Source organism: Streptomyces sp. NBC_01445, from assembly GCF_035918235.1.
Lineage (GTDB): Bacteria > Actinomycetota > Actinomycetes > Streptomycetales > Streptomycetaceae > Streptomyces.
Genome location: NZ_CP109485.1, coordinates 1690299 through 1710531, shown reverse-complemented (window position 1 = coordinate 1710531; position 20233 = coordinate 1690299). Strand labels below are relative to the sequence as shown.

At 71.4% G+C, this 20233-nt stretch carries 17 protein-coding genes; 10 read left to right on the top strand and 7 right to left on the bottom strand.

The genetic code is table 11. The features are described from left to right. The first annotated feature begins 17 nt into the window (after positions 1-17). Entirely contained in the window at positions 18-614 is a 597-nt protein-coding gene (locus OG574_RS07985) for a bifunctional 4-hydroxy-2-oxoglutarate aldolase/2-dehydro-3-deoxy-phosphogluconate aldolase (protein WP_326772539.1), read from the top strand. A gap of 140 nt (positions 615-754) precedes the next feature. Next, on the top strand, positions 755-2200 hold the full coding sequence (locus tag OG574_RS07980) for a glyceraldehyde-3-phosphate dehydrogenase (protein WP_326772538.1): 1446 nt from the start codon (positions 755-757) through the stop codon (positions 2198-2200). A gap of 75 nt (positions 2201-2275) precedes the next feature. On the opposite strand, the gene OG574_RS07975 is transcribed toward OG574_RS07980, so the two are convergent. After that, a complete protein-coding gene (locus tag OG574_RS07975) occupies positions 2276-3634 on the bottom strand; it encodes an aminopeptidase P family protein (RefSeq protein WP_326778402.1) in 1359 nt (452 codons plus the stop codon). A gap of 236 nt (positions 3635-3870) precedes the next feature. Between OG574_RS07975 and OG574_RS07970 the strand changes: the two genes are divergently transcribed. The 7 genes from OG574_RS07970 (at position 3871) to OG574_RS07940 (ending at position 10464) form a co-directional block, all read left to right on the top strand. Next, positions 3871-5037, top strand: coding sequence for an NAD(P)/FAD-dependent oxidoreductase (locus tag OG574_RS07970; protein WP_326772537.1), 1167 nt, complete (start codon positions 3871-3873; stop codon positions 5035-5037). Further along, positions 5034-5366 (top strand): (2Fe-2S)-binding protein, encoded by a 333-nt coding sequence (locus OG574_RS07965; RefSeq protein ID WP_326772536.1) that lies wholly within the window; start codon positions 5034-5036, stop codon positions 5364-5366. Before OG574_RS07970 ends, OG574_RS07965 begins: the two co-directional genes overlap by 4 nt. Next, on the top strand, positions 5363-6778 hold the full coding sequence (locus tag OG574_RS07960; RefSeq protein ID WP_326772535.1) for an NAD(P)/FAD-dependent oxidoreductase: 1416 nt from the start codon (positions 5363-5365) through the stop codon (positions 6776-6778). Before OG574_RS07965 ends, OG574_RS07960 begins: the two co-directional genes overlap by 4 nt. A gap of 101 nt (positions 6779-6879) precedes the next feature. Continuing rightward, a complete protein-coding gene (locus OG574_RS07955; RefSeq protein WP_326772534.1) occupies positions 6880-7776 on the top strand; it encodes a dihydrodipicolinate synthase family protein in 897 nt (298 codons plus the stop codon). Between the two features lie 58 nt (positions 7777-7834). After that, positions 7835-8836, top strand: coding sequence for a proline racemase family protein (locus tag OG574_RS07950; protein ID WP_326772533.1), 1002 nt, complete (start codon positions 7835-7837; stop codon positions 8834-8836). Positions 8837-8955: 119 nt separating this feature from the next. Further along, a complete protein-coding gene (locus OG574_RS07945; protein ID WP_326772532.1) occupies positions 8956-9639 on the top strand; it encodes a GntR family transcriptional regulator in 684 nt (227 codons plus the stop codon). Between the two features lie 141 nt (positions 9640-9780). Continuing rightward, positions 9781-10464: a DUF6629 family protein gene (locus OG574_RS07940; protein WP_326772531.1), complete on the top strand. Its 684-nt coding sequence runs from the start codon at positions 9781-9783 to the stop codon at positions 10462-10464. Here OG574_RS07940 and OG574_RS07935 read toward each other — a convergent pair. Continuing rightward, a complete protein-coding gene (locus OG574_RS07935) occupies positions 10406-12202 on the bottom strand; it encodes an acyl-CoA dehydrogenase (RefSeq protein ID WP_326772530.1) in 1797 nt (598 codons plus the stop codon). The two genes, OG574_RS07940 and OG574_RS07935, sit on opposite strands and share 59 nt — an antisense overlap. Positions 12203-12365: 163 nt before the next feature. Between OG574_RS07935 and OG574_RS07930 the strand changes: the two genes are divergently transcribed. Then, positions 12366-12794 (top strand): hypothetical protein, encoded by a 429-nt coding sequence (locus OG574_RS07930; RefSeq protein WP_326772529.1) that lies wholly within the window; start codon positions 12366-12368, stop codon positions 12792-12794. Here OG574_RS07930 and OG574_RS07925 read toward each other — a convergent pair. From OG574_RS07925 to OG574_RS07905, 5 genes are all read right to left on the bottom strand, one after another. Next, positions 12708-13238: an HIT family protein gene (locus tag OG574_RS07925; RefSeq protein ID WP_326772528.1), complete on the bottom strand. Its 531-nt coding sequence runs from the start codon at positions 13236-13238 to the stop codon at positions 12708-12710. The genes OG574_RS07930 and OG574_RS07925 overlap by 87 nt on opposite strands. Next, the gene (locus OG574_RS07920) at positions 13220-15442 is read right to left on the bottom strand and encodes a toll/interleukin-1 receptor domain-containing protein (RefSeq protein ID WP_326772527.1); all 2223 of its coding nucleotides are present in this window, start codon (positions 15440-15442) and stop codon (positions 13220-13222) included. The genes OG574_RS07925 and OG574_RS07920 overlap by 19 nt, the downstream gene beginning before the upstream one ends. Next, the gene (locus OG574_RS07915; RefSeq protein WP_326772526.1) at positions 15439-16524 is read right to left on the bottom strand and encodes a toll/interleukin-1 receptor domain-containing protein; all 1086 of its coding nucleotides are present in this window, start codon (positions 16522-16524) and stop codon (positions 15439-15441) included. Before OG574_RS07915 ends, OG574_RS07920 begins: the two co-directional genes overlap by 4 nt. A 214-nt stretch (positions 16525-16738) precedes the next feature. After that, on the bottom strand, positions 16739-18238 hold the full coding sequence (locus OG574_RS07910; RefSeq protein ID WP_326772525.1) for a branched-chain amino acid ABC transporter substrate-binding protein: 1500 nt from the start codon (positions 18236-18238) through the stop codon (positions 16739-16741). Beyond that, on the bottom strand, positions 18235-20220 hold the full coding sequence (locus tag OG574_RS07905) for a hypothetical protein (protein ID WP_326772524.1): 1986 nt from the start codon (positions 20218-20220) through the stop codon (positions 18235-18237). The genes OG574_RS07910 and OG574_RS07905 overlap by 4 nt, the downstream gene beginning before the upstream one ends. Between the last annotated feature and the right edge of the window lie 13 nt (positions 20221-20233).

The following is a 20233-nucleotide window of genomic DNA, read 5'->3' as shown; positions in this document are numbered from 1 at the left end:
CGAAGGACCTCCCCGCCATGTCTCTCACCCCCGCCGTCCAGAGCGTCGTCGACCACCTCCAGCAGGCCCGAGCCGTGCCGACCGTACGGGCCGCCGACGCCGACGCCGCCTACGCACTGGCCCGCGAGCTGCTCGACGCCGGTTTCACCACCTTCGAATTCACGGCCACCACCCCCGGCTGGGAGGGCCTGGTGAAGAGCTGGCACCAGGAATTCCCGCAGGCGGTGTTCGGGCTCGGCACGGTGACCTCACCGCGGATCGCCGAGCAGGCGCTGGCCGCCGGTGCGCAGTTCCTGGTCAGCCCGTTCCAGGTGCCCGACGTCCGTCCCGTCGCGGATGACGCCGACCGGCTGCTGGTCGAGGGCGGACTGACCCCCTCGGAACTGCGCACCGCCGCCGAACGCGGAGTGGCGAAGCTCTTCCCGGCGCACATCGGAGGCATCGCCTACCTGAAGTCGCTGCTCGCCGTACTGCCCGGCGCGCGGATCATGGCGACCGGCGGAATCACCGTGGACAACACGGCCGAGTGGCTGGCCGCCGGCGCCTTCACCGTCAGCATCGGGAGCGACATAAGGGGCAACGCCACCAGGTTGCGCACCCTCCTCGACGGCTGAGCGACACCGAGGGGCGTGCCGGGTGCGGGGGAGGCTTTCGCTGGGCGGGAGCGTCTGAACGATCAACCAGGGGACCGTTTGAACGATCAAAATGGGGGCGGGTTAGCATATGAGCGCCGCCTAGCTCGAAAGATAAACCTGTGACTGTCAAAGACGACTCGTTCACCAACTGGAAGAACCGCGAGGAGATCGCGGAGTCGATGATCCCGATCATCGGGAAGATGCACAGGGAGCGGGACGTCACCGTCCTGCTCCACAGCCGCTCCTTGGTGAACAAGTCGGTGGTGAGCATCCTCAAGACCCACCGGTTCGCCCGCCAGATCGCCGGCGAGGAACTGTCGGTCACCGAGACGATGCCGTTCCTGCAGGCGCTGGCCGCGCTCGACCTCGGCCCGTCGCAGATCGACATCGGCCTGCTCGCCGAGGCGCACCGGGCCGACGACCGGGGTCTCTCGGTCGAGGAGTTCACCGCCGAGGCCGTCTCCGGCGCCACGGGTGAGAACAAGATCGAGCGCCGCCAGGCGCGTGACGTGGTCCTCTACGGCTTCGGCCGCATCGGCCGCCTCGTCGCCCGCCTGCTCATCGAGAAGGCCGGCTCCGGCAACGGTCTGCGCCTGCGCGCCATCGTCGTCCGCGGCGGTGGCGACCAGGATCTCGTCAAGCGTGCCTCGCTGCTGCGCCGCGACTCCATCCACGGCCAGTTCAACGGCACGATCACGGTCGACGAGGCGAACAGCACGATCGTCGCCAACGGCAACGAGATCAAGGTGATCTACGCCAACGACCCGTCCGAGGTCGACTACACGGCGTACGGCATCAACGACGCCATCCTGATCGACAACACCGGCAAGTGGCGTGACCGCGAGGGGCTTTCGAAGCACCTCCGCCCCGGCGTCGAGAAGGTCGTCCTGACCGCTCCCGGCAAGGGCGACGTCCCGAACATCGTGCACGGCGTCAACCACGACATGATCAAGCCGGACGAGCAGATCCTGTCCTGCGCGTCCTGCACCACCAACGCGATCGTCCCGCCGCTGAAGGCGATGGACGACGAGTACGGGGTGCTGCGCGGCCACGTGGAGACCGTCCACTCGTTCACCAACGACCAGAACCTGCTGGACAATTACCACAAGGCCGACCGCCGCGGCCGCTCCGCGCCGCTCAACATGGTCATCACCGAGACCGGCGCCGCCTCCGCCGTCGCCAAGGCGCTGCCCGACCTCAAGGCTCCGATCACCGGCAGCTCGATCCGCGTGCCGGTGCCGGACGTCTCGATCGCGATCCTCAGCCTGCGCCTCGGCCGTGAGACCACCCGCGAGGAAGTCCTCGACCACCTCCGCGACGTCTCGCTGAACTCGCCGCTCAAGCGCCAGATCGACTTCACCACCGCTCCCGACGCGGTCTCCATGGACTTCGTCGGCTCGCGCCACGCCTCCATCGTGGACGCCGGTGCCACCAAGGTCGACGGCGACAACGCGATCCTCTACCTCTGGTACGACAACGAGTTCGGCTACTCGTGCCAGGTCATCCGCGTCGTCCAGCACGTCTCCGGGGTGGAGTACCCGACCTACCCGGTCCCGACGGCGTAAGCCTTGACAGCCCGAGGGGGCCCGGCCGTTCCGACGGCCGGGCCCCCTCGGGCTGTTGTCACAGCAGCGGGGCCCCTACCGGTCGCCCGCGAGCGTGCGCATCCACGCCTCGACCTCGTCCGCCGACCGCGGCAGGCCCGCCGACAGGTTCTCCGTGCCGTCGGCCGTGACCAGGAGGTCGTCCTCGATCCGCACGCCGATGCCGCGGTACTCCTGCGGCACCGACAGGTCGTCCGGCTGGAAGTACAGGCCGGGCTCGACCGTCAGCACCATGCCGGGCTCCAGCGGGCCGCCCACATACGACTCCGTGCGCGCGGCAGCGCAGTCGTGGACGTCGAGGCCGAGCATGTGGCCCGTGCCCGCCATGGTGAAGCGCCGCTGGAGACCGAGCTCGAAGACGCGCTCCGGGTCGCCCTCCAGCAGGCCCCACTCGACGAGCTTGCCCGCCATGTAGCGCTGCGCCGCGTCGTGGAAGTCGCGGTAGGCCGCACCCGGCTTCACGGCGGCGATGCCAGCCTCCTGGGCCTCGTACACCGCGTCGTAGATCTTGCGCTGGAGCGGCGTGAACGTGCCGCTGATCGGGAGCGTGCGCGTCACGTCCGCGGTGTACAGCGTGTGGGTCTCCACGCCCGCGTCGAGCAGCAGGAGTTCGCCGGGGCGCACCGGGCCGTCGTTCTGCTCCCAGTGCATGATCGTGGCGTGCTCGCCGGCCGCGCAGATCGAGCCGTAGCCGACGGCATTGCCCTCCAGCCGGGCGCGGCGGAAGAAGGTGCCCTCGATCCAGCGCTCCGAGGTCGCGATCGCCGTCGCCAGCTCGCGTACGACGTCGGTGAATCCGCGCACCGTGGAGTCGACGGCCTTGCGCAGCTCGCCGATCTCCCACTCGTCCTTGACCAGGCGCAGCTCGGACAGCGCCTCCTCAAGTCCGGCGTCGCGCTCCGCGTCCGTCGTCACGGCGGCCTCGAGTGCCGGGTCGTGGCCGCGGACGATGCGGGTCGGTGCCCCGGGCGCGGCCGACAGCTCGGCGGACGCGTCGCGGATGTCACGGCAGGGCAGGCCGAGGACCAGTTCGGACTCCGCGAGGCTGCGGCGCCGGCCCATCCACAGCTCGGACGTCATGCCGGTCCAGAACTCGTCGGTGTCACGGCTGTCGCGGGGGAGCAGATAGAGGTGGACGTCGTGCCCGCCGTCCTCGCGTGGCTCGAACACGACGGCGCTGTCCCGCGCCTGATCTCCCGTCAGGTGCACATAGGCCGAGTACGGACGGAAGGGGTAATGGCTGTCGTTCGAGCGGATCTTGAGCTTGCCGGACGGGATCACCAGCCGCTCGCCCGGGAACCGCGCGGACAGGGCGGCGCGGCGACCGGCGGCGTACGGCGCCTGCTCGTCCGGGCGCAGGTCGCGCTGCTCGGTGTCGGCCCAGCCCGTCCGCATCAGGGCGGAGAGTTCGTCGGAGAGGCCCGCGTAGAGGCCGTTCTTGCGTCCCGTGGGCCGGGGTTGGGCCTCGGGCTGCGTCGTGGGCTGTGACGTCGCCTGAGTCGTGGGCTGTGGCCTGGGCTCGGAGGAGGACACGGTGCACCCTTCTGCTGTGTTCCGTAGTGGTTTCGGCTGAGCTGCCTGTCAGCCTAGTGACCCTTGGCGCGCTTGGGAACATGTGACATAGTACTGGCGTGACTACGCGTCTGACCTGCGATGTTGTGGTGGTCGGCGCCGGAATGGTGGGCGCTGCCTGTGCCCTCTATGCGGCGCGGGCGGGGCATTCCGTCGCCCTGGTGGACCGGGGCCCCGTGGCCGGAGGCACCACCGGCGCGGGCGAGGGGAACCTGCTCGTCTCCGACAAGGAACCGGGCCCCGAGCTCGAACTCGCCCTGCTTTCCGCCCGGTTGTGGACCGAACTCACCGCCGAGCCGGGGGTGGCCGAGGCCGTCGAGTTCGAGGCCAAGGGCGGAGTCGTCGTGGCGTCGTCCGGCGAAGGCCTGGCGGCACTGGAGAAGTTCGCCGTGCAGCAGCGCGACGCCGGTGTCGACGCGCGCGCCGTCACGGCCGACGAGCTCTACGTCCTCGAACCGGAACTCGCCCCCGGCATGCCGGGCGGCGTTTACTACCCGCAGGACGCCCAGGTGATGCCCACGCTGGCCGCCGCGCACCTCGTACGCCTTGCGCGCGCGGCGGGAGCACGGCTGCTGACCGGCGCGCCCGTCACCGCGGTGCTCCGGGCGGCGGACGGTTCCGTACGAGGCGTCCGTACCGGCCGGGGCGAGATCCACGCCCCCGCCGTGGTGAACGCGGCAGGTACCTGGGGCGGCGAGCTGGCCGCCCTCGCCGGGGTCCGGCTGCCGGTGCTGCCGCGGCGCGGTTTCGTCCTCGTCACCGAGCCGCTGCCGCGCCTGGTCCGGCACAAGGTGTACGCCGCCGACTACGTGGCCGACGTCGCGAGCGACTCGGCTGCCCTGCAGACGTCGCCGGTCGTCGAGGGCACCGCGGCCGGTCCCGTGCTGATCGGCGCGAGCCGCGAACGCGTCGGCTTCGACAGCGCGTTCTCGCTGCCGGTCGTGCGGTCGCTGGCGGCGGGGGCGGCACGGCTGTTCCCCTTCCTGGAGAGCGTCCGAGTGATGCGGTCCTACCTCGGTTTCCGCCCGTACATGCCGGATCATCTGCCGGCCATCGGGCCGGACGCGCGCGTGCCCGGCCTCTTCCACGCCTGCGGGCACGAGGGCGCCGGCATCGGACTCGCCACGGGCACAGGGCACTTGATCGCCGGAGCGCTCGGCGGCGGAGGGCCGGATCCCGCGCTCGCGCCGTTCCGCCCGGACCGGTTCCCCGAGGAGGCGTCTTGACCAGCAAGCGCACACCACTGGATCTCGTCAGGGCAGAACCAGGACCCGCTCACACCGCCACGTTCGACGGCGCGCAGATCGCGGTGCTGCCCGGGCAGACCGTCGCCGCGGCGCTGTGGTCGGCGGGCGTCACCGCATGGCGCACCACGCGCGGCACGGGCGAGCCGCGGGGAGTCTTCTGCGGCATCGGCGTCTGCTTCGACTGCCTCGTGACCGTCAACGGCCGCCCCAACCAACGGGCTTGCCTCGTACGGGCAGAACCCGGCGACGACATCCGCACGCAGCACGGCACCGGGCACGACGACGCGGCGGAGGGGGAGGGGCCATGAAGCGTGGCGCACATGAGGGCTCGGCGCGCACGCTCGCCGTGATCGGCGCCGGGCCCGCCGGGCTGGCCGCCGCACTCGCCGCGGCCGTCCGCGGGAGCCGCGTGACGCTGATCGACGCGGGCGCGCAGGCCGGCGGCCAGTTCTACCGCCAGCCCGCAGAGGAACTGGGGGCCCGCCGCCCGCAGGCGCTCCACCACCAGTGGCGGACCTGGGAGCGGCTGCGGGACGGCCTGGCCGCACAGATCGCGACGGGCCGCATCACCCACCTGACGGATCATCACGTGTGGTGCGTGGAACGGCTCGACGAGACATCCGGCTTCCTCGTCCACACGCTGCACGGTCCGGCCCAGGAGGAGCCGTCCGTGGTGCGTGCGGACGCCGTCATCCTGGCGACCGGCGCCTACGAGAAGGTGCTGCCTTTCCCGGGCTGGACCCTGCCGGGTGTGATCACCGCGGGCGGCGCGCAGGCCATGCTCAAGGGCGGACTCGTGCTCCAGGGGCGTACGGCCGTCGTGGCGGGCACCGGGCCCCTGCTGCTGCCGGTCGCCGCCGGACTGGCAGCGGCCGGTGCCGAGGTCGCCGCGCTGGTCGAGTCCGCCGGGGCGAAGAGCGTGGCCCGGCACGCGCGTACGCTGTCCGCCCACCCGGACAAGCTCGTCGAAGGGGCCGGGTACGTCGCCGAACTGATGCGCCGCCGGGTGCGGTTGAAGGCCAGGCACACCGTCGTGGAAGCGCATGGTGACGGCACGCTCGAAGCCGTCACCATCGCCGCGCTCGACCGCGAGGGGCGGGTGGCGCCGGGCTCCGAGCAGGTCGTCCGCTGCGACACCCTCGCCGTCGGCCACGGCCTGCTGCCGCACACCGACCTCGCCGAGACGCTCGGCTGCCGTCTCGAAGGCCCGGCCGTGGCCGTGGACGACGAGCAGCGCACCGACATCCACGCAGTGTGGGCCGCGGGCGAGGCCACCGGCGTGGGCGGCGCCGCCCTCTCGCTCGCCGAGGGCCATATCGCGGGGTGCTCCGCCGCGGCACGGCTCGCGGGGCGACCGCGGGCGTGGGAGGCCGCCGCCAAGTCCCGTGCGAGGAGCAGGGAGTTCATCGCCTCCCTCGACGCTGTCTTCGCGCCGCGTGCGCACTGGGCCGAGCAGGTCACCGACGACACCGTCGTGTGCCGCTGCGAGGAGGTGCCGGCCTCCGCGATCCGTGAGGCGGTCGGCGAGCTCGGGGCCACGGACGCGCGCACCGTGAAACTGCTGACCCGGGCCGGTATGGGATGGTGCCAGGGCCGCGTGTGCGGACCGGCCGTCGCCGGTCTTGCGGGATGTGAACTGCAGCCGACCAAAAGGCCGTTCGCCCGCCCCGTGCCGCTCGGAGTGCTCGCTCGGGCGGGGGAGGACCTGCCCGACGAGTGACCCGGACACCCCGCCAACGGACGCATCCATCAGATCGTTCACATCAGACCGTAGCCATAAGTGCAATGTCACACGCCACAGGCACAGAGGAGACACAGCCCATGACCACGTCCGAGCGCAGCCCCTGGCACGGCGTCCTCGTAGCCACGCCGCTCCCGCTGAACGACGACCTCTCCGTCAACTACGCCAAATTCGCCGAGCATTGTGCCTGGCTCGTCGAGAACGGCTGCGACGGAGTCGTGCCCAACGGCTCGCTCGGCGAGTACCAGGTGCTCACGCCGGAGGAGCGTGCCAAGGTCGTCGAGACGGCCGTCGCCGCGATCGGCGGGCAGCGCGTGATGCCCGGCGTCGCCGCCTACGGCTCCGCCGAGGCCGGCCGCTGGGCCGAGCAGGCCAAGGACGCCGGCTGCGCCTCCGTGATGCTGCTCCCGCCCAACGCCTACCGCGCCGACGAGCGTTCCGTCCTCGCCCACTACGAGGCGGTCGCCGCGGTGGGCCTCCCCGTCGTCGCGTACAACAACCCCATCGACACCAAGGTCGACCTGGTGCCGGAACTGCTCGCGAAGCTGCACCGCGAGGGGTTCGTCCGCGGGGTCAAGGAGTTCTCGGGAGACGTGCGGCGGGCGTACCGCATCGCCGAACTCGCCCCGGAACTCGACCTGTTGATCGGCGCGGACGACGTCCTGCTCGAACTGGCGCTGGCCGGCGCCAAGGGCTGGATCGCCGGGTACCCGAACATGCTGCCCGCCGCGTCCGTCGAGCTGTACCGCGCCGCCGTGTCGGGCGACCTCGCCACCGCGACCTCCCTCTACCGGCAGCTCCACCCGCTCCTGCGGTGGGACTCGCGGCCGGAGTTCGTCCAGGCCATCAAGCTGTCCATGGACATGATCGGCCGCCATGGAGGCCCCTGCCGCCCGCCGCGCATGCCGCTTCTGCCGGACCAGGAGAAGGCGGTGCGCACCGCCACCGAACAGGCGGTCGCCGCCGGTCTCGTCTGACCACGCGACCGCACTCGCATACGTCCACCGCATCCACTTCCAGGGAGCCGCTTCCGACATGCGCAGCAAACTCGTCCTGCACGCGGTCGACTCGCACACCGAGGGCATGCCGACACGGGTGATCACCGGCGGCATCGGTACCGTCCCCGGCGCCACGATGAACGAACGCCGCCTGTACTTCCGTGAGCACCGCGACGACATCAAGCAGCTCCTGATGAACGAGCCGCGCGGGCACGCCGCGATGAGCGGAGCGATCCTCCAGCCGCCGACCAGGCCCGACTGCGACTTCGGCGTCATCTACATCGAGGTCTCCGGCTACCTCCCGATGTGCGGGCACGGGACGATCGGCGTCGCCACCGTCCTCGTCGAGACGGGCATGGTCGAGGTCGTCGAACCGGTCACCACCATCCGCCTGGACACGCCCGCCGGGCTCGTCGTCGCCGAGGTCGCCGTGGAGAACGGTGCGGCGAAGTCCGTCACCCTGCGGAACGTGCCGTCGTTCTCCGTCGGCCTCGACCGCGAGATCACACTCGCCGACGGACGCACGGTCACGTACGACCTGGCCTACGGCGGCAACTTCTACGCGATCCTGCCGCTCGACCGGTTCGGCCTGCCCTTCGAGCGCGAACGCAAGGACGACATCCTCGCGGCGGGTCTCGCGCTGATGGACGCGATCAACGCGAAGGACGAGCCCGTACACCCCGAGGACCCGTCCATCCGCGGCTGCCATCACGTCCATCTGTACGCGCCCGGGGCGACCGCCCGGTACTCCCGGCACGCGATGGCGATCCACCCCGGCTGGTTCGACCGCTCACCCTGTGGCACGGGAACGAGCGCGCGCATGGCCCAGCTGCACGCGCGCGGCGAACTGCCGCTGCACACGGAGTTCGTGAACGAGTCGTTCATCGGCACCCAGTTCACCGGACGGCTGCTCGACACCACCGACGTGGCCGGGACCCCGGCGGTGCTGCCCAGCTTCACCGGCCGCGCGTGGGTGACCGGGACGGCTCAGTACCTGCTCGATCCGGACGACCCCTTTCCGGCGGGATTTGTGCTGTAGCGCCAGTCCCGTAACAGCCACCTGTCCCGCAACACCTCTCCCGTAGCACCCGCCCCGTAGCACTCCACCCGCCACGGGATACTTGTGGAACGTGACATGTCACCTAGGAGGACCACCCCATGGCCGACCGGCGCAGCGCCCCGTCCGCCGCTCCCGCCCTGCCCAGCCTCGGCGGGACGCGCAGCAGCTACCGCGAGCGGGTCGCCGACGCACTGCGCGCCGCGCTGATCGCCGGTGAGCTGCGGGCGGGCGAGGTGTATTCGGCGCCGACCCTCGCCGTCCGCTTCGGGGTGTCCGCGACACCGGTGCGCGAGGCCATGCTCGACCTCGCGAAAGAGGGCCTCGTCGACGCGGTGCCGAACAAGGGCTTCCGGGTCACGGCCGTCTCCGAGAAGCAGCTCGACGAGTACAAGCACATCCGCTCACTGATCGAGATCCCGACCACGGCGGAACTCGCCATCACCGCCGACCTCGCGGCACTGGAGGCGCTGCGCCCGGTTGCGCGGGAGATCGTCGACGCGGCGGTGGCCGGCGACCTCATCGCGTACGTCGAGGCGGACATCCGCTTCCACCTGGGGCTGCTCGCCCTCTCCGGCAACGAGCACCTGGTCGAGGTGGTCGGCGACCTGCGCAAGCGTTCCCGTCTCTACGGGCTGAACGCACTGGTCGAGGCGGGCCGTCTGGAGGCGTCGGCCGAGGAGCACCTGGAGATCCTCGACGCCCTGGTCGCCCGTGACGAGGAGGCGGTGCGCGCCGTGATGACCCGCCACCTCGGGCACGTGCGAGGGCTCTGGGCGCAGTAGCCCACCGCCGGGCTGATCGGCCGCGTGACCCGCCGCTCCCGTGTCGGCGCGGCGGGCTGCGGCCCGCGGCGTCGTAGCGTGGCCGCACTGCGGACGGCGACGGGCGTCGGCGCGCACGACCCGGAACCGTGGTGATGTGGCATGTGCTGGAGCGCGACGGCCGATCTCGTGGCGGGCACCGCGATCGCCGCCGTGGGAGCCGTATGCGTCGCACGGACGGTCCGCGCGCGACGGCCCCGCGACCTGCCGCTCGCGGCGCTGCCGCTGCTGCTCGGCGCCCATCAGATCGTCGAGTCCGTCCTGTGGCGGTCCGGTGGCGGGACGGGTCCCGCCACCCTCGCCTGGGCCGTGATCGCGCTCCCGGTCCTGGCCCTGTGGGTGCCCGCCGGGGTGGTGTGCGCGGCGCCCCGGCGCGCCCGCGGGCGGCTGCTGATCCCGCTCGCGGCCGGGGCCGTGACCGCGGCGGGACTCGCGTACGCACTGGCGACCCGCACCGTGAGCGCCGAGATCCGCGGGCACACCGTCGGGTACGCCCTCGGCCTGCCGCACGCCGGGCTCCTGGTCGCCGGGTACCTCCTGGCCACGGTCGGCTCCCTGCTCCTGTCCGCCGACCGCGGCCTCGTACTGCTCGGTGTGCTGGTCGCGGCCGGCGCGGCGGCGTGTGTCGCGCTGTGGCGGTGGGAGTTCATCTCGACGTGGTGCGCGTTCGCGGCCGTCTGCTCCGTCGCCCTGCTCCGGTGGACGGGCCGCAGCGCCGGTCAGCCGGTCAGAACGCGTCCTCCGCGAGATCGACAGCCGTCCGGTCCAGGGACTCCAGAAGGTTGAACTGCGCATCTGTCTTGGGCAGTTCATGCCGGAAGAAGTAGCGGCACGCGCCGCGCTTGCCCTCGTGGACGGCCTCCGTGCCGGAGGCCGCGGCCAGCAGCTGCTCCAGCCATATCCAGGCGACGACGACGTGCCCGACGGCTTCGAGGTAGACGCTCGCGTTGGCCAGGGCGGTCTCCGGGTCGCCGGTCGACCACAGGCGCTGGGTCACGGCGACCGCACGGAGTACGGCGGCGTCGAGCCGGGCGCCGTACTCGGCAGCTTCTCCGCCCGCTTCGGCCGCGCGGGCGGCCGTCGCGGTGACGCGCTCCACGAGGAGGCGGAGCCCGGCCCCGCCGTCCATGACGACCTTGCGGCCGAGCAGGTCGAGACCGTGGATGCCGTGCGTGCCCTCGTGGATGGGGTTGAGACGGTTGTCGCGGTAGAACTGCTCGACGTTGTACTCGCGTGTGTAGCCGTAGCCCCCGTGGACCTGGATCGCGAGGCTGTTGGCCTCCAGGCACCACTGCGAGGGCCAGCTCTTCGCGATCGGGGTGAGCACGTCGAGCAGCAGCCGGGCCTGCGCGCGGGCCTCGGGCGTGGCGCCGGTGTGCTGCTCGTCGAGCAGGCGGCCGCAGTACAGGGTGAGCGCCAACGCCCCCTCCACGTACGCCTTCTGGGCCAGGAGCATCCTGCGGACGTCGGCGTGCGCGAGGATCGGGACCTGCGGCGCGGCCGGGTCCTTGCCCGCGAGAGGACGGCCCTGCGGGCGTGTGCGGGCGTAGTCGAGAGCATGCAGATAGCCGGTGTAGCCGAGGGCGGTGGCGCCCAGGCCGACGCCGATCCGGGCCTCGTTCATCATGTGGAACATGTAGGAGAGCCCGCGGTTCTCCTCACCGACGAGATACCCGACGGCGCCCGGCGCGCCGCCCGGCCGGTGGGCGCCCTCACCGAAGTTGAGGAGGGTGTTCGTCGTGCCCCGGTAGCCCATCTTGTGGTTGAGGCCCGCAAGGACCACGTCGTTGCGTTCACCCGGCGAACCGTCGCCGTGTACAAGGACCTTGGGGACGATGAACAGCGACAGGCCTTTCACGCCGGCCGGCCCGTCGGGGTTCCTGGCGAGCACGAGGTGCACGATGTTCTCCGACAGCTCGTGCTCGCCACCGGAGATCCACATCTTGTTCCCGAAGAGGCGGTACGTCCCGTCCTCCTGCCGCTCGGCCCGCGTACGCACATCGGCGAGCGACGATCCCGCCTGCGGCTCCGAGAGGCACATCGTGCCCAGGAAGCGGCCCTCCACCATGGGGCGTACGAAGGTGTCGATCTGCTCCTTCGAGCCGTGCGCGAGGACGAGGTTGGCGTTGCCGATCGTGAGGAACGGGTACGCGGCCGTGCCGACGTTCGCGGCCTGGAACCAGGCGAAGCACGCGTCGGCGACCACCGACGGCAGCTGCCCGCCGCCCACCTCGTGGTCCATGGTGCTCGCGATGAGCCCCGACTCCCCGAAGACCCGGAGCGCCTCCTTCACCTCGGGGATGATGTGCACCCGCTCCCCGTCGAAGGTGGGCTCCTGCGCGTCGTTCTTCTTGTTGTGCGGGGCGAAGTGCCGCGTCGCGATCTGCTCGCTCAGCTCGAGCGCCGCGTCGAAGGTCTCGCGGGAGTGGTCCGCGTACCGCTCCCGGGACGTGAGCGCGCAGACGTCGAGCCACTCGTACAGCAGGAACTCGAGATCGCGGCGGGACAGCAGCAGGGATGCCATGCGTTTACTCCAGGCGCACTGGTGGTGACGGGCGGTACCGACCACGAGGCCGGCGAGCCCCGCCCGTACAGCGTACTAAGCAGTCGCTTATTTCGGCCAGTAAGTGACGGGGCTAACGGCGCCACGTGCCGCTGGGTAGGGTTCCGCCCGAAGGGGGAATGCCGTGACAGGGGAACCTGCGAGCCGGATCGTTCTGGACGACGGTCAGATCAGGCACCTCGAACTGATCCAGGCCGTCGTCGCGCGGATGGGCAACAACTCGTTCCTGATCAAGGGCTGGGCGCTGACCCTGATGGGTGCGCTGCTCGCCTTCGCCGCCGGGAACGAGAGCCGGACGGTGGCGGCCACCGGCTTCGTCCCCATCGTGGCGTTCTGGCTGCTCGACGGGTACTTCCTGTACAAGGAGCGGCTGTTCAGACGTCTCTACGACAAGGTGCGGCGCCCGGGCAACGGCATAGAGCCCTTCAGCCTCGACGCGAGCGCCGGCGCGGAGCGGGCCGGCGCCCTACGGGCCGCGGGTTCCCTGACGGTCGCGCTCTTCTACGGCGGCCTCGCCCTGGCCCAACTCATCGCCCTGGTCGTCCTCTTCTAGGGCCTTGGACAGCCGGCTCGCCGCGTCGTCCAGGGCGACGGGTGACCCGTCGGCGGGGGCGGGCCAGATGGCGCCCATCCGGTCGTTCGCGAACCGCGGGACCACATGGACGTGCAGGTGCGGCACCGTCTGGGTCGCGGCGGCCCCCGACGACTGGATGACGTTGAGCCCGTCGGGACGGAACACCGCACGCACGGCGTGCGCGACCCGAAGTACCGTACGGGTCACGGCCGTTGCCGTCTCCTCGTCCAGCTCCCAGATGTCCTCCAGGTGGTGCCGCGGCACGACGAGGACATGGCCCGGATGGACCGGGCGCAGCGGCAGGAAGGCGATGACGTCCGGGCCGTCGACGACCAGGCGGGCCGGTCCTGTACCCGCGGCGATGTGGCAGAACGGGCAGTCGCGCGCCGGTCTTCGGTTCGGTGTCACGTGTGATGGGGCCATGCCGCGACGATACGGTCCACCAGTCTGTGCACCGCGGTCACGGTCTCGTCGGGAGCGGTGGCGCCGCCGGGGTCGACCAGCGTGAGCGCCCGGGCCATGGCGCGGAACAGGTCGGGGGTGGTCTGGTCGTAGGCGAAGTTCACGAGCAGGTGCACCCGTCTTCTGAGCGGGTCGACGAACTGCGTGACCGCGGGATGGTGCGCCCGGTCGACGTCCCGGAGCACGGCCTCGACCCAGGGCGTGTACCGCGTGGGCTCGCGCAGCGGGCCGGTCGTCAGGGCCTCGATCAGCCGGGTCTTGTCGGACGCCGCCGGGGGATCGGGGGCGGTCACGGGCGGGGGTTCGGTGGGTCGTACCGGGGGCTCGGGCCGGTCGGGAGAGACGCGAGGGTCCGGCACGAGGGAGAGCGCAGGGGTGTGCTCGGTCTGCTCGGGGGGCGCCGGGTCCGGTTCGGACTCAGGCGTCGGCTGCGGCTCGGGATGCGGCTGCGCATCGCCCGTACCAGGGCTCGAGCCCGCCTTGGAGCCCGACAGCGACGTGTCTCCCGTGTCCCACTCGCCGAAGGCGAGCGGAATGTCCCGTACGGCGTCCGAGTCGAGCGCCGGAAGATCGCGGTCCGCCGCGTCGATCATGGTGTCGGCGAGCCTGCGGATGAAGGCCGCGGCCTTCTTCTTGTCCTCGCGCAGCAGGTCGATCAGGTTGTCCGGGGCTTTGCTCCCGCCGAACAGCGCGGGCGAGCTGTACTGGATGGCGGCCAGATCCTTGGGAAGCGGACCGCGGGGCTTGACCCAGAACAGCGGCAGGATGGCGACCGGCTCGTCGCCCGGCGAACGCCCGGCCCGGCGGGCGCGCTCCGTCATCACGGCCCACTCGCGCCGGCACCACTCGCTCTCGAAGTAGTCCGCGGTGATGAGCGCGACCATCAGCCGCGTCGAGCGGATCGCCTCGACCATCGGTTCCCGCCAGGTGAGGCCGAGTCGGAGACTGCGGCGGTCCAGGAAGCCCGTACTCGTCACGTTGCGGCCGCGCTTGATGCGCAGCTCCTGTTCGAGCCGCTCGTGGAACTCGGCGACATGGTCCTGGTCGTCCTCCCGGTTCGCGTAGCTGGTGAAGAAGAACGGGGCATCGGCGGGGCGAGGGGGCAGCACGGCGCGTATCGGCTCCTTGTTCTCGTTCCAGTTCGCCGCCGCCGGGCCGATCAGCGCCCGGACGAGCTGCGCCTCGTGCCGGCCGGCCCTGTCCTCGAACGCTTCGGCGAGGGCCAGCAGGACATCGGGAGCGTCCCGGCTGAGGGCGATGGACACCAGGCCGACGACGCGCGTGCGGATGGTCTCCGTCTCCGACGGCAGGCCGGACGATACCGCCGCCCGCCGGTCGATGGCCTTGATCCAGGCACGGTAGCTGGGGAGGTCCCGGCAGACCGGCGAGGACAGCAGGGTGTCGATGAGCGTCTCCCGGTCCTGGGCGCTCATCCGCACATGGCCCGACGGCTGCGGCGGTGCGGGCCGTGCGGGCGCGGGCGCGAGCCGTACGGCGTCGGCGAGCGCGACGCACGTGGCGGGCGGGGTGCCGCGGCGGATCTGCTCGGCCACCGCGATGATCTGCTGCGGATGCCCCGCGAACGCGCGGGCGAGGTCTTCGGCCACGGGCTGTCTGATCTCGGCCAACTGACGGAAGAGGCTGGCCACTTCGGCGGGGTCGAGGTCGCCGACGGGGAGCCGGGCGGCCTCGTCCCACCCCCCGCCCGGCGGGCGGGAGGTGACCAGGATCCGGGCGTCGCCGGCCGGGAAATGGTCCTGGATACGGTCGGGATCGGCCACGTTGTCGTACAGGAGCAGCCACTTGTCGTCGGGCCGTTCGGGGATGTCCGTGACGCGCAGGACCTCGCGGTACCGGGTGTGCAACTCGTCCGTCCCGCGCTCGATCAGCTGACGCAGCCGGTGAGGATCGCTCTCGTGGGAGCAGTTGAACCACCAGGCCACGCGGTAGCGCATGCGGTAGCGGTGGCAGTAGGTGATCGCCGCCTCCGACTTGCCGTACCCGTGCTGCCGGTCGGTCGGGTCGTGGAGGAGGACCGCGCGATGGTCCTCGAACAGGTCGTGGACGGCGGCGATCTCTTCGTCACGGCCGACGAACGGGGTCGCCTGGACCGGCAGGTTCGAAATCGGCGGCGGATCGGTGGCGGAACGTCTCGACCCGGTCAACGCGCTCCCCCCGCCGGGTCGCGGGGCGCCGTACCCGCCGTGTCCATGAGGCCTTCGCGGAGCCGTTCGGCCTGGTCGGGACCGGAGCCCTCCAGAGCGAGGACCTTGACTCCGCGTACGAGAACGGGCCGGGGCGCCGCGTCGATCTGTACGGCGACGAGCCAGGACGGGTCGGAGGCGGGTGGGGTGAAGGCGGCCTCCCAGTCGGTGGGGGCGGTGTCCCCGGCGTCGAAGTAGCTGCGGGAGAAGACGACCACGACCCGGTCGGCGCCGTCCCGCGCGCGCTCCACCGCCTGCGACAGGGTCTCGCGGCCGACCCGCCGGCGCCGCAGCCGCACGGTGTGGCCCTCCTCGCTGAGCACGCCGTCCATCCAGTCGGCCCACGCCTGGTCGGCGCCGACGTAGCTGATCGCGACCGAGCGGGGCTGACCGGCGACGCTCTCGTGCCGGGGGCCAGGCTGCTCGGGCACCCTGAGGCGGGGGTCGCTTGCGCCGGTCGCGCCCTGCGCGGAGCCGAACGCGGGGAGCGTGTCGCGCGCTTCGTCGGCCCCGAGCGGTGCCAGCCCGGCGCGCCCGGCCTCCAGGATGCTCTTCGTCAGCTGCTCGACGAACACGTAGTACCGCTCGTCCGCGCCCGGGACCGACGACGACACCAGGGCCTCCAGGCCCTGCTCCCTGAGCCAGTCGAAGGCGCCGGGCCCGGGGAACGACTCGGAGCGGCGCACCTCCTGCGGGATCAGACGCTCGGCCACGGGTTTCCAGCAGACCGGAATGAGACAGCCCGGGACCTGGACGCCCTCGATGTTCGCGCGGCGGCGCATCCGGGACTGGATGACGGCCCACTCCAGGCCGCAGCCGCGGTCCAGGAAATACCTGGGCGAGTAGAGCGCGATCATCACGCCGGCCTTGGTGATGGCGCTGCTCGGCACCGTGTCGGGGTTCATCGCCGCACCGAGCGCGCCGCTGATGCCGTAACCCTCCTGCGCCCGCAGCCGGTACTCGAGATCGGCGTGGAAACGGGTGAGCGCGGGCCAGCCGTCGCCACGGGTGCAGCTCGTGTAGAAGAAAGCGGATGGATCCACACGCCCTCGCAAACTGCCGCCGACGGTCCGGCGGGACGGACACTCGCTCAGAGTCGGACCGGAGGTATCCATGGTGTGCCGTTGGGCTCCGAGGTCTGCCAGTTCAACACTCCTGAGAATAGGCCGGGTTGACCGCCGTGGGTACAGCGACAAGTGCCTGGTGGATGCATTCGGCAGGCGTACAGGCGCTTTTCAGGTGCCGCGGCGAGAGGGCCTACCCGCCCGTGGCCGGTTCGCCCCCCGGCGCCGACACGTCCACCAGCTCCGACTCGCCCTTCGGCGTGAGCCGCAGGATCGGGACCGCCTTGTCACGCGGGTCCCCGTTGTCCTTGAACGACAGGAAGCCGCTCGCGCCGGGCACCTTGCGGTCCCCGTCGAGCTGGAGGAACATCCGGCCGACCGAGCGCCCCGTCACCTCGCCCTGCCAGTTGGACGCCATCCGGATCGCCTGCGCAGCCGTGAGCACCGCGTCGTGACCCATGATGTCCTGGCCGTCGTAACGGGCGTCGCCGGGGAACCACTTGTCGAGAGTGCCGCCCGGCTGGAAGCTGCCGGCCGACGGTCCCGAGACCGCGCCCGGGTCGTTGCGCCACATGTCCGCGTGGGCGAGGCCCGTGTAGAGCATGGTCACGCCGGTGCGCGCGGCGGCGGCGAGTTCCCCGGGTGTCAGGTTCGTCGTGTCGTCGCCGGTGAGCACGGTGAAGTTCCGCGACTGGCAGGTGCGGTTGGCGAGCGCGTTCAGGAAGTGCGACAGATGGCGTCCACGCCCCGCGAAGTAGACCACTTCGGGCCGCTGGCCGCACAACTGCTCCGCGGTGTAGTGGAGTTCGTTGGGCCAGGCCGAGGGAACCGAGGAGTCGTAGGTGATCCGGTCCGCGACGAGGCGGTGCTTCTTGTCCGGGTACTCCGCGCTGAACGCGTCACCGAGGGTGGACGCGTAGAGGTCGTCCTTGTCGGCGTCCTGGATGACGACGGCGGTGCGGTACTTGTTCTTCTGCCGCTTGAGGTACGCGGCGCCCGCCCGCGCCTCGTCCGCGTTGGTCGGCGCGACCCGCACGAAACCCTGTATCCCTTTGATGTCGGTCGCCGTCATGATGCTGGAGACCGTGGCGATGCCGTTCTTCGACAGCTTGCGCAGCGCCTCCACGTCCGGGCCGGTGCTCGGACCGAGGCCCGCCACGGCGACGAGCCGGTCGGGAGCACTCTTACGGGCGATCAGCTCGTCGACGGTGTGCTCCCAATGGCGCGCCCCACTACCGGTGTTGGCGACGAGCAGCCGGATCTTCGGGGAGGCGGCGAGGTCGCCCGTGTTGTGCCGGATCTGCGCGAGATAGGCGCCTTCGAGCTCGTGCCGAACGGAGTCCTCGGAGTTGCTGTCGTCGTCGGTGACCGTGAAGGAGGTGAGGTAGGCGACGGTCACGTACGGATCCGTGCCGCGGTGGTCGTAGACCCGCTTGTTCTCCTCCTCGATCTTCTTCTCGACCCGCTTGAGATGTCCGGCGAACGTGTACGAGCCGTCGGTGACGCCGACGCACTCCCGGTCCGGGTCCACATGCGTCACGCCGTCGGCGCAGCGGGCGCGGGCCTCCGAGACCTTGTCGACGATCACGAATCCGGCGACGGACAACACCACCGCGAGCGCCACGCCGGCCGCGACCAGCTTCACCGTCCGCCAGGACCACTCGCGCCACCGAGGCCAGGCCAGAGGGCTCATGTCCCGCTCCCGAGTATCGGCGACGTACGGGTGGGTGTCGTGAGCCGGTAGCGCTCCGCCTCGTTGACCAGAGCCACGTTGTAGTTCCTCCACAGTCGGGACAGGTGCACGAAGCCGTCGGCGAGGACCGGGCTGAGCTGCCTGCCGGGATCCGTGAGCGGGTCGCTCCACAGCCAGCGCGCCACCACCAGGTCGCGGATCACGGCGGGGACGGTCACCTGGTCGCCGGGGTCGGACGGCGCGAGCCGCGCCCGCAGTTCCAGCGGGCCGCCGGGGTGGGCGAGCCGGTTGGGTGCCGAGGTGATGGCGTGGAAGGCACTGAGCCACTCCTCCGTCCGCGCCGTGTTGCGCAGGGTCACGAGGTACTCGGCGACCTCGTCCACCTTCTCCAGCGCGAGAAGGTGGTAGAGCTCCTGAACGCGCTGCTCCCCGTTCGCGTAATGCTCTGCGAGGACCTCGTGCGCGGTGTCCCAGGCCCCGGCCCGACCGGCCAGGTGCCACAGCAGCATCCGCCGGAGCCAGGGATGGAGGGACAGGGTGCCGGGAGCGCTCAGCAGCCAGCGGCTGCGGATGTCGGTGAACAGCTCCGCGCCGCGGCCGAGCAGCTGCGCGCCCACGAACAGGTCGTCGGCGGCGGCACATTGGGCGAGGCGGTCGCGGTCCGCGGCGTCGAAGTCGGCGAGCAGGTCGTCGAGCGCGGCGTCCACGAGCAACGGCTTGCGTCCCCCGGCCGACACGGTGCGCTGCGGCAGGTCGCGCAGCCAGAGGTTCTGCTGCGGGCCCGGCACCTGGGGCACGTTCGGCCCGCCGAGCACTTCGAAGACCTGCTGGACGGCCTTGGGCAGACCGCCGGTGAGCCGGTGGACGAACGGCGCGAGCGTGGTGAAGGGACCGAGCTCGGGGTGCGTGTTGAGCTGCTGCTCTACATGGATGCGCACCTCCTCCCGGTCGAGGTCGCGCATGCGCAGCGGATACCACCAGGTGTCCTGGCCGTCCCCGGACGGGCGGTGCTCGCGCCAGTCGGCGAGAGAGGCCCGGTCGGGCTCGCGCGGCTGCCACGGCCACTCCTCGCCGGTCGCGGGACCCCAGCGGGGCAGCCACCGGTTGCAGCCCGCGACGACGGACAGCGGGTCGCACGGGCGGCGCCCGAGCACCGTGTCGTCGTGCCGGGCCTGGAGCAGCAGATCGAGGAACTCGCGGCCGTGGTCGGTGTGCGTCTCGTCGAGCAGCAGCAGGTACGAGCGCGGCCGGAAGGGCCCCTTGACGCTGGTGCGGAGGTCTTCCAGGAAGGCCGCGCACAGGAGTTGGTCGAGCCGGAGCTTGTCGCGCTCCTCGCCCTGGTGACGCCAGCGGTTGAGTTCGAGCAGGGACTCCCAGGGGTCGGAGCTGTGGGTGAGGCGGTGCTGTCCGAACCAGGCGGCGGCCGAGTGGTCCCAGCGCCCGGCCCAGGACCGCGCGGACGTGTCGGTCGCCGCGGAGAGCAGCGTACGCGCGCTCCGGCTCGCCCCTTCGGGTGCGTCGATCGAGGCCTGGGCAACCGTCAGGTAGGCACCCAGATAGTCGCCGTGCTGGTGCTTGGCCTTCTTCTCGAGGTCCGTGAGGGCGCCCCTGATACCGCGCTGTCCGCCGGTGAGGGCCTGGTGCGGAAGGTTCTGGTCGGAGGCGAGCAGCCCCAGGGCGAGACGCGGGAACGAGGTGTGCCGGTAGCTCGGCAGATTCCGGGCCAGCTGCCGGGCGAGCAGGCCGAGGGCGTAGCGCGGCAGCAGCTCCTGGCCCGACGTGAACTTGACGTATCCGAACGGGTACTGGGTCCCGAACTGCTCCATCAGGACGCACAGCAGCTCGCTGGTGCCGCTGCCGCGTGGCCCGAGCAGCATCGTCAGCGGACGCTCCGCGGCGCGGTCGAGCGCGAGCGTCGACTCCACGAGCGAGACGATGCCTCCGCGCCCTCGCATGCCGGTGACTGCCGAGTGCTCCGTCACGGCCCCCTGCTCC